This window comes from Niameybacter massiliensis (assembly GCF_001282685.1).
Taxonomy (GTDB): domain Bacteria; phylum Bacillota; class Clostridia; order Lachnospirales; family Cellulosilyticaceae; genus Holtiella; species Holtiella tumoricola.
The window spans coordinates 783,900-796,646 of the sequence record NZ_LN875035.1 but is presented as its reverse complement, the minus strand read 5'-3'; the positions used below and the strand labels follow the sequence as shown (position 1 = coordinate 796,646).

Sequence of the window (12,747 nt, the reverse complement as noted above, 5' to 3'; positions counted from 1 at the left end):
AATGAACCCATTTCAAATGGCATTCAAAGAGGTAAGTTTTAATTATCAACAAAGTGAACCGATACTAAAACGTATTAGTTTTTCTACTCGTAAAGGGGAGTCAATAGGAATTGTAGGCGCAAATGGAGTTGGTAAATCCACCTTACTTCGATTATTAGTAGGTCTTGAAACACCTACAGAGGGAGAAATAATCATTGAAGGGATGAAAGTGGAAAAGGTCAACTTAATGAAGATGAGACAAAAGGTTGGCTATATCTTTCAAGATTCAGAAAGCCAATTGTTTATGAACAATGTGTATGAAGAACTTGCCTTTGGACCACGTAACTATGGATATAGCCAGGAACAAGTAAAAGCTAAGGTAGAAGAAGCATTGAATGCAGTTGGCATGATGCATTTAAAAGATAAGCCTATTTATACCCTTTCAGGTGGAGAAAAGAAATTGGTTGCCATAGCCACCATATTAGCTATGAAGCCACAAATCATTTTAATGGATGAACCAACCATCGCATTAGACCCTAGAAATCGTAGGCATCTAATTGAATTATTAAATGGGTTTGAGCAAACCAAGTTAATTACTTCTCATGATTTAGATATGTTATTAGAAACGTGTGAGCGTATTATTTTATTAGGAGATGGGAAAATAGTAAAGGATGGTGCAGCCAGGGAAGTATTGATGGATCAGGTGCTACTGGAGCAACACGGACTAGAACTTCCTTTGTGTATGCAAAATATAAAACTAAAAGCATAGAAGACATAATAGAAAGAGAGTACCACTTTTCTTAGAAGGAATAAGGTGCTCTCTTTCTATGGTGTTGTAGACTTATAAAAAGAATGATATGCTAGGGATAGAAAATGAATAGTTTATAGGCTAGAAATAAGGAGCAAAATGAATGCACGATAAAATGAATGAACTGATGAAAGAATACTATGTTACATTTGAGGAATTAGCAATAAGACTAGGTGTAAGTAAACAGACACTCACTAGAAAATTTAAAGGAACAACAGATTGGACTTACCCAGAAATGATGTTACTCACACAAATCTTTAATATAGAAGACCCACAGGACTTTTTCTTTAAAGGGTAATAAAGACTCAGAGTAGAACTTATAATTTATATTATTAAAAGGGGAGATAGACTATGAAAATGCTTTTTAAACAACGTTTTTTCTCATGGTTAGATAGTTATGATATTTATGGAGAAGATGGAAGAACGTTATATACAGTTAAAGGGAAAATGGCATGGGGCCATTGCCTAGAAGTTTATGATGCAAGTGGGGCACATATAGCAACCTTAAAGGAAGAAGTACTCACTTGGATGCCAAGATTTCGTATGTACCTAGGGGGTGTGCATGTTGGGGACATTAAAAAAGAGTTTACCTTTTTTAAACCTTCTTTTGTTTTAGAATGTAATGGGTGGAAAGTAGCAGGAAATTTCCTAGAATGGGATTATGAAATTACTGAAGGCAATGGGAGTGCCATCGCATGGGTATCCAAACAGTTTTTCAATTTTACCGATACCTATTCCATCGAGGTGGCTAAGCAAGAACATGCACTTATGAGTCTTATGATCGTTCTTGCAATTGATGCAGCCAAATGCTCAGGAGGGAATGCATAGACTCATGTATACCCTTAATGATTTAGCTTTAATGACCATGCTTTCAACAAGAACCCTTCGTACGTATATTAAGAAGGGGTTATTGCAAGGAACTAAAAGACAAACGGGATGGTCATTTACAGAAACGGATCTAGAGCATTTTTTTGAGGAGCCTTATATTAAAGAAAGTATAGAGATAAAAAAAAGAGCCTTAATCAATGATTTTGTAGAAGGCAACAATCCTGGCTGTGCATGTATGATTTATGATTATAGGTGTGAGAATGAAAGTCAGGCACAAGAGCTATGTGACAAGTTTATCTGTAAAATAAATGTTTTAAAAGGCAGAAACATAAGATTTTCTTTTGCTTATCATAAAAAGAGCAAAATAGGAAGAGTGATCTTTCAAGGTGAAGCCCGTGTCGTTTCTAAGCTTATGAACCAATGTATCATGGAAGAATAGGTATGAAAAACTCGCTTCTTTTCAAATTGAGTATAGCTAGTAACAGGCTATATAATGAAAGTAGGAAAGGAAGGGGAACCTATGAGAACGCTATATAAAGAAGTTATGAGACGATTAGAAACTATTGATTTTTCTATATTATGGGAGGGATTTAAGCCTTATCCCTTTGCACTTTATACTTCTACAGAAGTCTATTTAGAGGATAAGGTGATTCCATGGGATACACGCTTTATGGGATGTACAGCTATAAGCTATGAAGGCAGCTATCTTGCTATATGGAATATAGAAATGGATGGCGTAGAAGAGAATGTTGCCAATAGGGATCAACTTGTCATGGGGATTGTACATGAAATGTTTCATGCCTTTCAACAGGAGAACAAAGAAAAAAGATTTCCTATGGATTTAGTAGGGCTGAATTACCCAGATGATGAGCGAAATTATGGCTTAAAATATGTAGAAAATCAAATTTTAGCGAGAGCATGTCGAGAAGAAAGTAAGCAAGTAAAGCAAGAACTCCTCAGTCAGTTCTACAGTATACGTAAAGAACGTGAGCGTATACTAGGAGATATAATAACCTATGAATATAGACTGGAAACAGTTGAAGGCATAGCAGAATATGTTGGTCTCCTGGCATTAAAGCAACTGGATAAAGATCAATATGAAGAGCGATTAGAGGACTATTGCAAAAAGCTTGAAACGTATAATGCCTTACAACAGGATATAAGGTGTATAAGTTACTTTTGCGGGCCAGTGATTTTGACCATTGCCAAGGCATGTAATCTTTCTTTTTGGCATGTACTAAAAGATGAAGGAAGACCTGTATTTCAAATAATAGGTGACAAGGTACAGTCTGAAGAAAGGGTATCCGTAGGCTATGATGAAATACTGATTCAAGAAGCAGTCAAAGAAAATCGCTTAGCAAAGAGCCATCAGATAGAGGCTTTCTTTAAGGAAAAAGCAAGAGAGGCCATTGAAGGTAGATATGCTATAAGCGGCTATGATCCTATGAATATGTTCAAATTAGGCAATCAAGTGTACTGTAAAAATTTTATTTGTGTAACACCCCTAGGCAAGGAGGAAAGTATGATGCTTATAGGTCCTATTGTTCTAGAAATGGATCAAGATGAAGTGAGAAAAATCTATAAATAAAAAGTGCCATAGACTTAGGTTTATGGCACTTTTTTATTTTTAGTATAGTCACTGGGGGCACAACCACATATTTGTTTAAAGTACCTAGAAAAATGATAAATATTATTAAAGCCAGAAGCTTGTGAGACTTGTTTAATTTGCATAGCTTCATTAGTAAGAAGATACTTAGCACGATCTATTCTTGCATGAATAAGGTCTGATTTAGGCGTTGTTTTAAATAAGGCATGATAATAGGTATAAAGTTGACTTTTTTCTAAGTTAACAAATTCACACATGCGTTGTATACTCCAATCTTCTTCACAAGAAGAAATAAGGTGGAGTCTAAGTTGATCAAAAAGGGCAAGTAGGTCTGTGTTTTGGGTAAGTGGATGGTGTTGCTTATAGAGGCTTCTTGTAAGGGTTATAAAAAGTTGGTGGCAATAAGATTCACACATACGGTGACTATGTAAGGACTGCATACAAAATTCATAATGAATTTTCTTCAAGAACCAGTTAATTTCTTCAATTTCTTCAGGATAAAAGATTTGGTTAGTAGGGATAGCGTATTCAGATAAAAAGTCAGGATGATACTTAAAATGGATAAAGCTATTAAAAAATTCTTTTTCTGCAGTATAGTGTTGGGTATAATCTGGAGCATAGAGAATACATGCACCAGGACTTGCTAGACAGTTTTGATGCTCAAAGTAAAAATGCATAGGGGATAAGATGAGAAGGAATAGAAATTCCCCATTACCCTTTGGACGGTAAATCGTATCACAATCTAAATTTTTAGTATGATAGCCAGTAACAGTTAGATCGAACAAAAAGTCATCTCCTCTTTTATAAAATGAAATAGCTCTTATTATTCATTATATAAATATCGGAAGAAAAATCAAATAGTGTGGAAGAAAAAATATTTGTTTGTCAGGCAGAGCGTGATAGATTGAAGGTATAGTAGTTGATGAATAGAGGAGGTATAAAATGAAAAAGGCAAGTCTTTATGTTGATAGGGAATTTATTGTGGGTGATGTGGATGAAAGAATCTATGGGTCTTTTATTGAACATTTGGGAAGAGCAGTTTATGAGGGTATTTACCAACCAGGAAACCCTTTAGCAGATGAAAGAGGATTACGTCAAGATGTTGCGAAGCTTATTCGTGAAATAGGAGTGCCGATCGTACGTTATCCAGGGGGGAACTTTGTATCAGGCTATCACTGGGAAGATGGTGTGGGACCAAAAGCCGAAAGACCACAAAAGTTAGATTTAGCATGGAGCATCGTTGAGACTAATCAGTTTGGTTTGAATGAGTTTATGGATTGGACCAAAGAAGTGGGTACAGAAGCCATGATGGCGGTTAATTTAGGCACACGTGGTGTAGAAGATGCAAAAAATATTATAGAGTACTGCAATATCAAAGAGGGATCTTATTACAGTGACTTAAGGGTTAAACATGGTTATAAAGACCCACATAATATTAAGCTTTGGTGCTTAGGCAATGAGATGGATGGACCATGGCAAATGGGACACAAAACTGCTAAGGAATATGGTAGACTTGCAGCAGAAACAGGACGTATTATGAGAATGGTCGATCCAAATATTGAGCTAGTAGCTTGTGGAAGCTCTAGTTTGTATATGGATACTTTTGCACAGTGGGAGGAAAGTGTACTAGATGAGGCCTATGACCAAGTGGATTACATATCTCTTCATCAGTATTATGGCAATCATGACAATGATACTAAAAACTTCTTAGCATCTTCTGTGGCAATGGATGAGTTTATTCGTTCAGTTGTCTCAATCTGTGATTACGTTAAGGTGAAGAAAAGAAGTCGTAAACAAATTAATCTTTCCTTTGATGAATGGAATGTATGGTATCATTCTAATGAGCAGGATAAACAATTAGAAAAGTGGGTAAAAGCACCTCACCAGTTAGAAGATATTTATAATTTTGAAGATGCTTTATTAGTAGGAAGCATGCTGATTACTTTACTCAAACATTGTGATCGTGTAAAAATAGCTTGCTTAGCACAATTAGTCAATGTAATCGCACCTATTATGACTTCAGATAGTGGGGCGTGGAAACAAACCATTTTTTATCCTTATATGCATACAAGTGTATTTGGAAGAGGAAAAGTGCTACATACTTTAGTAAAAAGTCCAATTTACGAAAGTAAACATGGAGATGCGCCTTATTTAGATGCTGTTTTAATTGAAAATGAAGAAGAGGAAACCTTAACTTTATTTGCAGTGAATAAGTCTTTAGATGAGCCTATGGAAGTTAAATGTGAACTGAGACAGTTTAAAGATTATAGAGTAGTTGACCATCAAGTACTCTACCATGAGGATCTTAAAGCAGAAAATACCCAGGCACATCCAAACAATGTCGTACCACAAGCCAGTGGAAATGCAAAATTAGAAAATGGAGTGCTTGAAACAATTCTTTCTAAAACAAGTTGGAATGTCATTTGTATGAAAAAGAGATATTAAAAAATAGATGTTAAAAAGGAGGGGACTGTTGCATGAAGGCAACGGGCCCCTTTAGTGTTGCTGCTTATATTGAAGAGGTGAATAGCCATAGAACTTTTTGAAAGTCTGTGAAAAATAAGCTTGAGAGGAAAAGCCAAGTTGCTCACTAATCTGCGCGATAGAATAATTTTGTTGTAAATACTGTTTGCTAGACTCTAGCTTCATATTAATAAAAAAGGTATTCACGCCTTGATCTGTATACTTCTTAAAAATATTTTTTAAGGTGGTATTACATACACAGCATGCAGTAGCTATTTCTGTAATGGAGCAGTTCTTATGTAGATTATTTTTCATATAAGTAACAGCTTTGTTATAGATAAGCGTTTCTTTTTGAGTAGAATGAGGTAGTGTAATCTGCTCTTTAATGATACGAGAAGTAAAAACTTCAAGTAACTTTTTAAATGAAAAAGGTGCTATATCAACGGTATCACTAGAAATATTATGAACCGCCTTAAATTGCTTAAAGTCTGAAATTAATAAGTGGAAAAGTGTTAAATTTTCATCACTTAAATAAAAGATTTGCGGGGTACCCCAAAAAGGGAGATCTGCACTACTAAAGTGAATGACAATAAGTTCTACGGTAGGGTCTTTGGTCACACGGTTACGATGAAATACATTAGGTTCACCTATAAAGACCTGATTTTGGTGAAGGGTGAAGATGGTATCATCATAAGTCACTTCAAGTTCACCTTCTAAAACCACATTAATTTCCCAACAGTCATGTCTATGACCATGAAAAATATGAGTGTGATCAAAAAAGTAGTGATTAAAATATTGAATTTGAGTAATGGAAAAATCATTAATAAAGGCATGCATAAAAGAACCTCTTTTTTGGCTAATATTATAAATTTTGTAGCTAATAATGTATATAAATTGTGATTTTTAAGTTTTATAATTTAATTATAAATAAAAACGCAACGAAAGGAAACGATTATGTGTGACTTAAAAAAAGAAAAAAAATATACTAAACGCTTAACACCGCTTATGGGATGGTCTTCATGGAATCATTACCATGTAGATATTTGTGAAGATTTGTTTAAAAGACAAATTGATGCATTAGTTGAGACAGGACTTGCAGATGTAGGTTATACCTATTTTAATATCGATGATGGCTTCTTTGGAGGACGTGATGAAAAGGGAATGATTAAATCACATCCTGTACGTTTTCCAAATGGTATGAAAGTGATTGCAGACTATGCGCATGCTAAAGGATTAAAGGCAGGGATTTACTCTGATGGTGGAGACAATACATGTGCCCATGTTTGGGATAATCCAGATGGTAATAGTGATGGGGTAGGCGTTGGCTTATATGGTTATGATGAACAAGATCTTAGAATGTACCTCATTGATTGGGGATATGACTTTATAAAAGTTGACTGGTGTGGTGGACAAAGAATGAAGCTTGATGAAAAGACACGCTACACTGAAATTGGAAATATTATCGAGAAAATTAGAGAAGAAGAGCAAAGAAACATTATTTATAATGTATGTAGATGGGAGTTCCCAGGAGAATGGGTAGTTGATGTGGCAGATTCTTGGAGAGTATCAGGGGATATTGGATTAGACTTCGCCAGCGTCTTAAGACAAATTGATGATGTTAAACCACTTGCTAAGTACCACGGACCTGGGCATATTAATGACCTAGATATGCTACAAGTAGGTAGAGGGTTAAGCTATGAAGAAGATAAGACGCATTTTGCAATGTGGTGTATGATGTCTACAACCCTTATGCTTGGAAATGATTTAACAACCATATCAGACGAAACACTCTCTATCATAAAAAATACAGAGCTTATTGCCATTAATCAAGACCCAGCATGTTTACAAGCAAGAGTTGAAGGCGTACAAGGTCATGTAGAGATTTGGGTAAAAGACTTAGAAGGTGAGCACTCAAACAAAAAAGCCATTGCTTTATTAAACCGAGGTGAAACAGAAGGAGAAGTGACAGTACGTTGGAGGGAATTAGGACTAGAAGGTTCTATGAAGATAAGAGATCTTTGGGAACATTGCGATATAGAAGCAGAGGATACATTGACAATAAGTATCCCAGCACATGGAACTGCTATTTATAAAGTAACAGCATCTATAGATTAAATTTAAATGCCTATCTCATTCATAAACAATGAGGTGGGCTTATTGTTTAGAGAGAATGAGTGTGATATTCTAAAATTAGAGTAAAATTTTTGTATATAATTTAAAAATAAATTACTTATACTGACTATTTAGAAGGAGAAAGTTATGACCACTAAAGAAAGAATGCAAAGTCAAAAAGTATATTTTTGTGATGATGAAAGCTTAGCAGCAGAACAAACACAATGTTTAGAAAAACTTTATGATTTTAACCATACACGTCCTTCAGAAGGGGAGAAGCGTACGGGCTTATTAAAGGAACTTTTAGCTGAGGTAGGTGAGAACTGCTACATTGAACCACCTCTTCATACCAACTGGGGACGATATACCCATCTAGGCGATAATGTTTATGCAAATTTTAATTTAACTTTAGTAGATGATACAGATATTTATATTGGGGATTATGTAATGATCGGGCCTAATGTGACCATTGCAACTGCAGGACATCCTGTTGATCCTGAGCTAAGAATGAAGGTAGCTCAATTTAATATTCCTGTTAGAATCGGAAATAATGTTTGGATAGGTGCAGGGGCTGTTGTTTTACCTGGAGTAACTATTGGAGACAATACAGTAATTGGTGCAGGAAGTGTTGTTACAAAAGATATTCCAGCCAATGTAGTTGCAGTAGGAAATCCCTGTCGTGTACTTAGAGAAATTAATGAGCACGATAAAGAATACTACTACAAAAATATGAAGATAGATATTAAATAATTTGCATAAATAAATAGGTCGTGTGAGGATACAAAAAGAGCGATAGAACTCTTAGAAATTGAGAGTCTATCGTTCTTTTATTTATTTATTTATTTATTTATTTATTTATTTATTTTGTTGTTCAGCTGCTTCAGCATCCGCTTTTGTCTCATGAACAGTACCAAAAGGATGCTGTATAGGAGCATAAATAGAGTAGAGTTTAAGCGGTTTTGAACCAATATTAATAAGATTATGCCATTTGCCGGCAGGGATAACAAAGGCGTAGTCAGCAGATACCGTTTGTTGGAAACTAGGTGTATCTTTGGTATCTCCCATCATGACAAGTCCTTTGCCATCTTCAATACGTATAAATTGGTCGGTATCAGGATGCATTTCTAAACCAATATCTTCTCCAGGAAGAAGGCTCATTAAAGTAAGTTGTAAATGATTGCCCGTCCAGAGTGCTGTACGGAATGTATTATTACCTTTTGTAAGTTGTTCAATGTTAACTGTAAAAGGATAAGGACCATAATCTTGAATTTGTTGTGTTGGATTAGAAGGATACTGACGTGTTCTATATGGATTTTGATATGAATTTTGTTTAAAGTAGCTCATTGGTGAACTCCTTTCATAAGTTGGTATTATTTACTATATTCAAGTGACAGGTGATGAGTGCTATTACCTTTATAAAGAAATAGCTTAAAAGTAGAAAATAAGAAAATGAAAAAATTTTAATTATAATGACAAAGAAGTAGTTAAAATAGATATTAAAGCTTATAGATATTAGCAAAAAATAAGACTATGTATTAAAGATAACGGGATAGGCATAGATGAAGAAGAAATTCAAAATCCCCTCTACAACTCATATCAAGTAATGAGTTGTAGAGGGGATTTGATATTTTAGAGCATATATAGCTTTAAGCTATTAGTTGTTGTAAATATTTTCGTCCAGTTCTTTTTCGCCTTTAGCAATAAGAAGTGTACAAACATTGTCACCAGCTACATTAATAGCTGTACGGAACATATCGATAATACGGTCAACACCCATAATGAGTGCAATGCCTTCGATTGGTAGGTTGACAGATGCAAGAACCATAGTGAGCATAATCATACCAACACCTGGTACACCAGCAGTACCAATAGATGCAAGAACAGCTGATAAGATAACCATAATATAGTCGCTAAAACCTAGTTGAATCCCATAGATTTGAGCAATAAACATAACGGAGATCCCTTGCATAATAGCTGTACCATCCATATTAATAGTTGCACCTAATGGAAGTGTAAAGGCGCTTATCTTTCTTGAAACACCAAAAGACTTTTCTGAGTGCTCTAGTGACATAGGAAGTGCAGCACTGGAAGAAGCTGTTGATAAACAGATGTTGAAGATTGGCATGAATTTTTTTAGGAAAACACTTGGACGTAATTTTCCTATGAAGAATAGCATACCCATATAAACCACGAAAAGTTGTAATGCTAACCCTAACAATACAGTTAAGACGTATTTAATAAGTGGCATAAGTGCAGAAAGACCAAAGTTTGCAAATGTTGTTGCAAGTAATGCAAAGACCCCATAAGGTGCAAATTTCATAATGATTTGTACTAATTTCAAAAAGACTTCATTAGCAGCTTCAAAAAGTGTAAGAAGTGGTTTTGCTTTTTCGCCAACCATTGTGATACTAAGGCCAAGAAGAATAGCAAAGAAAATTACACCTAATATATTACCTTCAGTGAAGGCTGAGAAAATATTGGTTGGAATCATATTTAATAATGTATCAATGAAGTTAACTTGTGTAGAAGTTGTAGAGACAGTAACTTCATTAGCCTGTAAAAGTGCAAGGTCTACACCTGACCCTGGTTGTAAGATTCCCCCTATAAATAAAGCTAAAATAATAGCAAGGGCAGTTGTTAATGTATAAAAAATAAATGTTCGACTACCAATACGTCCGATCTTTTTTAAGTCATCTAAAGAAGCTGTTGCATAGACGATAGAAACAAACACTAAAGGAACAACAATAAGCTTAATTGCATTTAAAAAGCCTGTTCCAAATAATTTTAATAGGCCATTTAACAAGAGGGTTTCGGTAAACCAATTTGTTGGCATATTTGAAAGTATAATTCCAAATGCTGTACCTAAAAGTAAAGCAATTAAAGTTTTAGAAGTTAATGATAATTTTTTCATATGTAACCTCTCCTTATAAAAAAATTGTGATGAATGAAAGTTGATTTGATACATAATAAATTAACATAAATAGAAACAAAATGCAATTTAAAAATAAAAAAAATTATTTTGCAGAATATTTAAAAATAAAAATATTGAATTTCTAATAGTGTTATTTAATAAAAATCATAAATGGTAACGTTTTTTATATAGATGTCTTTTTAAAGGATAATAGAAAGATGATGAAAGAAAGAATAAAAGTTGCATCATTTTGATGAAGCTAGATATAAGAATCACTTTGATGTATAATGACATATAGAAATGATGATATAAGATAGACGACGAGAATGAAGGAGCTAATAGATCAAATGAAGTTTTATTTTGGACCACTAGAAGGCGTTACGGGGTATATTTATAGAAATGCTCATGCCGCTTTCTTTAATAACGCTGATAAATATTTTACCCCGTTTTTATCCCCTAACCAGCATGGACGTTTTTCATCTAAGGAAATCAATGATATTTTGCCAGAACATAATGAGAAAATTGTAGCCATTCCGCAAATTTTGACCAATAATGCTCAAGATTTCATTAGAACAGCTAAGCAACTTAAAGCTTATGGCTATGATGAGATTAATCTCAATTTAGGCTGTCCTTCGGGAACAGTTGTAGCAAAAGGAAAAGGTTCAGGATTCCTTGCTAATCCAGGGGCATTAGAAGTATTTTTAGATCAGATTTTTGAAGAAGCTGTGACTAAAATTTCTATAAAAACAAGAATAGGCAAGGATATTCCAGAAGAGTTTGATAGGCTTATGGAATTGTTTAATAAATATCCCATGGAAGAACTTATTATTCATCCTAGAGTACAGAAGGATTATTATAAAAACACACCTAATATGGATGCTTTTAAGAAAGGATTAGAGCAAAGTAGACATGAGATCTGTTACAATGGAGATATCTTTACTACTAAAGATTATGAGCAGTTTAATCATGCTTTTAAGGATGTAGAGATGATGATGTTAGGTAGAGGGCTTATTGCAAATCCAGGGCTTATAGGTCATATTACAGAACAACGCGCTTTGGATAAAGAGGTCTTAAGAGCATTCCATGACAAGCTTTATATGGACTATCAAAGTGTGCTTTCTGGTGATCGCAATGTACTTTTCAAGATGAAGGAAGTATGGTTCTATATGATTCACATGTTTTCTGATTATGAGAAGTATGCAAAGAAGATTAGAAAGGCACAACGCTTTGGTGAATATGAAATAGCTGTATCCAACTTATTTAAAGAGCAAGATATCGTAAAGGATGCTGGCTTATTTTCTTCAAAAGAAAGTGTATAATCATACAATAAAAAGGCTTGGAGAAGTATTTCTCTAAGCCTTTTTTACATAAGGAAAAGTTTACTTTGACGTGGAAGTTAAGGATAAAATATATCCTACTTATTTGATGAATCGAATAGCAGCTAAAGTATTAGGACCTTCAATGTCAGCATCTTCTGCAAGTGGGCAATCAGAATAAACAAGGACTCTATAATGTACGTTTTCAAGGTGAGAAGAGGCTAGATCAATATGAGAGAATGGAATAGCCACATCATCACTTCCAGGAACCAGATCCACCTCTAAGGTATAGATTGGAGAAGGTGTAGGAATAAGGTCAGAATATTTTTCAATAATGATAGTAATATCAGCATTTTCAGCTTCTCTACCTACCTCACCATCTTCTGTATCTGGTTCATATTCGTGGTCTAAAACAACCATTCCATTTAACCAAACAAGATCACCAGAACATATGGTATGAAAAGCAGTCTCTAGCATAAGTGTAGGTTTATTTTGATCAATTGAAATAAGGGCGTCATCCCCATCTAGACGTTCAGCATAATTAAATTCAATTTTACTGATTAAGTTATGATTAGGACAATGACATGGTTCAACAATAGGAGCCTTTGGCTCAGGTTTAGCTTCTTTTGCTAAAACAGTAGATGGAAGAATAATTCCACCTAATACAGAACAACCTATTAAAAAACTAAGACTTCTTTTTACCCAATTTTGCATATGCAAATCC

At 34.5% G+C, this 12,747-nt stretch carries 14 protein-coding genes; 9 read left to right on the top strand and 5 right to left on the bottom strand.

Annotation, left to right across the window (positions count from 1 at the left end; all coding sequences use genetic code 11):
- The first annotated feature begins 1 nt into the window (after position 1).
- The 5 genes from BN2390_RS09490 (at position 2) to BN2390_RS09470 (ending at position 3,203) form a co-directional block, all read left to right on the top strand.
- Entirely contained in the window at positions 2 to 748 is a 747-nt protein-coding gene (locus tag BN2390_RS09490; protein WP_053984114.1) for an energy-coupling factor ABC transporter ATP-binding protein, read from the top strand.
- A 142-nt stretch (positions 749 to 890) separates the two neighbouring features.
- On the top strand, positions 891 to 1,085 hold the full coding sequence (locus BN2390_RS09485; protein WP_053984113.1) for a helix-turn-helix domain-containing protein: 195 nt from the start codon (positions 891 to 893) through the stop codon (positions 1,083 to 1,085).
- 53 nt (positions 1,086 to 1,138) lie between these two features.
- Entirely contained in the window at positions 1,139 to 1,615 is a 477-nt protein-coding gene (locus BN2390_RS09480; protein WP_053984112.1) for an LURP-one-related/scramblase family protein, read from the top strand.
- Positions 1,608 to 2,054, top strand: a complete 447-nt coding sequence (locus BN2390_RS09475) for a helix-turn-helix domain-containing protein (protein WP_053984111.1) — start codon at positions 1,608 to 1,610, stop codon at positions 2,052 to 2,054. The genes BN2390_RS09480 and BN2390_RS09475 overlap by 8 nt, the downstream gene beginning before the upstream one ends.
- Before the next feature lie 81 nt (positions 2,055 to 2,135).
- A complete protein-coding gene (locus BN2390_RS09470) occupies positions 2,136 to 3,203 on the top strand; it encodes a hypothetical protein (RefSeq protein ID WP_154668815.1) in 1,068 nt (355 codons plus the stop codon).
- A gap of 20 nt (positions 3,204 to 3,223) precedes the next feature.
- Here BN2390_RS09470 and BN2390_RS09465 read toward each other — a convergent pair whose 3' ends face one another.
- Complete coding sequence (locus tag BN2390_RS09465; protein WP_053984109.1) at positions 3,224 to 4,006, bottom strand: helix-turn-helix domain-containing protein; 783 nt, start codon at positions 4,004 to 4,006, stop codon at positions 3,224 to 3,226.
- A 157-nt stretch (positions 4,007 to 4,163) separates the two neighbouring features.
- Here BN2390_RS09465 and arfA point away from each other — a divergent pair, with 157 nt between their 5' ends.
- Positions 4,164 to 5,666, top strand: coding sequence for an arabinosylfuranosidase ArfA (gene arfA / locus BN2390_RS09460; protein ID WP_053984108.1), 1,503 nt, complete (start codon positions 4,164 to 4,166; stop codon positions 5,664 to 5,666).
- Positions 5,667 to 5,717: 51 nt separating this feature from the next.
- Here the strand turns inward: arfA and BN2390_RS09455 are convergent, their stop codons facing one another.
- Positions 5,718 to 6,521, bottom strand: a complete 804-nt coding sequence (locus BN2390_RS09455) for a helix-turn-helix domain-containing protein (protein ID WP_053984107.1) — start codon at positions 6,519 to 6,521, stop codon at positions 5,718 to 5,720.
- A 117-nt stretch (positions 6,522 to 6,638) separates the two neighbouring features.
- Between BN2390_RS09455 and BN2390_RS09450 the strand changes: the two genes are divergently transcribed.
- Together BN2390_RS09450 and BN2390_RS09445 are read left to right on the top strand one after the other, a co-directional pair.
- Positions 6,639 to 7,799 carry a glycoside hydrolase family 27 protein gene (locus BN2390_RS09450; protein ID WP_053984106.1) on the top strand — a complete coding sequence of 387 codons (1,161 nt, stop codon included), beginning with the start codon at positions 6,639 to 6,641 and terminating at the stop codon, positions 7,797 to 7,799.
- Between the two features lie 144 nt (positions 7,800 to 7,943).
- A complete protein-coding gene (locus BN2390_RS09445) occupies positions 7,944 to 8,546 on the top strand; it encodes a sugar O-acetyltransferase (protein ID WP_053984105.1) in 603 nt (200 codons plus the stop codon).
- 105 nt (positions 8,547 to 8,651) lie between these two features.
- On the opposite strand, the gene BN2390_RS09440 is transcribed toward BN2390_RS09445, so the two are convergent.
- Both BN2390_RS09440 and BN2390_RS09435 read right to left on the bottom strand, forming a co-directional pair.
- Positions 8,652 to 9,140, bottom strand: coding sequence for a cupin domain-containing protein (locus tag BN2390_RS09440; RefSeq protein WP_053984104.1), 489 nt, complete (start codon positions 9,138 to 9,140; stop codon positions 8,652 to 8,654).
- A 310-nt stretch (positions 9,141 to 9,450) separates the two neighbouring features.
- Positions 9,451 to 10,707 (bottom strand): dicarboxylate/amino acid:cation symporter, encoded by a 1,257-nt coding sequence (locus BN2390_RS09435; protein ID WP_082238715.1) that lies wholly within the window; start codon positions 10,705 to 10,707, stop codon positions 9,451 to 9,453.
- A gap of 347 nt (positions 10,708 to 11,054) precedes the next feature.
- Between BN2390_RS09435 and BN2390_RS09430 the strand changes: the two genes are divergently transcribed.
- A complete protein-coding gene (locus tag BN2390_RS09430; protein WP_053984102.1) occupies positions 11,055 to 12,026 on the top strand; it encodes a tRNA dihydrouridine synthase in 972 nt (323 codons plus the stop codon).
- Between the two features lie 99 nt (positions 12,027 to 12,125).
- On the opposite strand, the gene BN2390_RS09425 is transcribed toward BN2390_RS09430, so the two are convergent.
- The gene (locus tag BN2390_RS09425; protein WP_242847659.1) at positions 12,126 to 12,737 is read right to left on the bottom strand and encodes a hypothetical protein; all 612 of its coding nucleotides are present in this window, start codon (positions 12,735 to 12,737) and stop codon (positions 12,126 to 12,128) included.
- Between the last annotated feature and the right edge of the window lie 10 nt (positions 12,738 to 12,747).

What these genes read in the sequence shown, in the direction of transcription:
- BN2390_RS09435 (WP_082238715.1), bottom strand. Translation starts at nt 10,707, where the DNA reads ATGAAAAAATTATCATTAACTTCTAAAACTTTAATTGCTTTACTTTTA.
- arfA (WP_053984108.1), top strand. Translation starts at nt 4,164, where the DNA reads ATGAAAAAGGCAAGTCTTTATGTTGATAGGGAATTTATTGTGGGTGAT.
- BN2390_RS09485 (WP_053984113.1), top strand. Translation starts at nt 891, where the DNA reads ATGCACGATAAAATGAATGAACTGATGAAAGAATACTATGTTACATTT.
- BN2390_RS09470 (WP_154668815.1), top strand. Translation starts at nt 2,136, where the DNA reads ATGAGAACGCTATATAAAGAAGTTATGAGACGATTAGAAACTATTGAT.
- BN2390_RS09450 (WP_053984106.1), top strand. Translation starts at nt 6,639, where the DNA reads ATGTGTGACTTAAAAAAAGAAAAAAAATATACTAAACGCTTAACACCG.
- BN2390_RS09440 (WP_053984104.1), bottom strand. Translation starts at nt 9,140, where the DNA reads ATGAGCTACTTTAAACAAAATTCATATCAAAATCCATATAGAACACGT.
- BN2390_RS09475 (WP_053984111.1), top strand. Translation starts at nt 1,608, where the DNA reads ATGCATAGACTCATGTATACCCTTAATGATTTAGCTTTAATGACCATG.
- BN2390_RS09490 (WP_053984114.1), top strand. Translation starts at nt 2, where the DNA reads ATGAACCCATTTCAAATGGCATTCAAAGAGGTAAGTTTTAATTATCAA.
- BN2390_RS09455 (WP_053984107.1), bottom strand. Translation starts at nt 6,521, where the DNA reads ATGCATGCCTTTATTAATGATTTTTCCATTACTCAAATTCAATATTTT.
- BN2390_RS09445 (WP_053984105.1), top strand. Translation starts at nt 7,944, where the DNA reads ATGACCACTAAAGAAAGAATGCAAAGTCAAAAAGTATATTTTTGTGAT.
- BN2390_RS09430 (WP_053984102.1), top strand. Translation starts at nt 11,055, where the DNA reads ATGAAGTTTTATTTTGGACCACTAGAAGGCGTTACGGGGTATATTTAT.
- BN2390_RS09480 (WP_053984112.1), top strand. Translation starts at nt 1,139, where the DNA reads ATGAAAATGCTTTTTAAACAACGTTTTTTCTCATGGTTAGATAGTTAT.
- BN2390_RS09425 (WP_242847659.1), bottom strand. Translation starts at nt 12,737, where the DNA reads ATGCAAAATTGGGTAAAAAGAAGTCTTAGTTTTTTAATAGGTTGTTCT.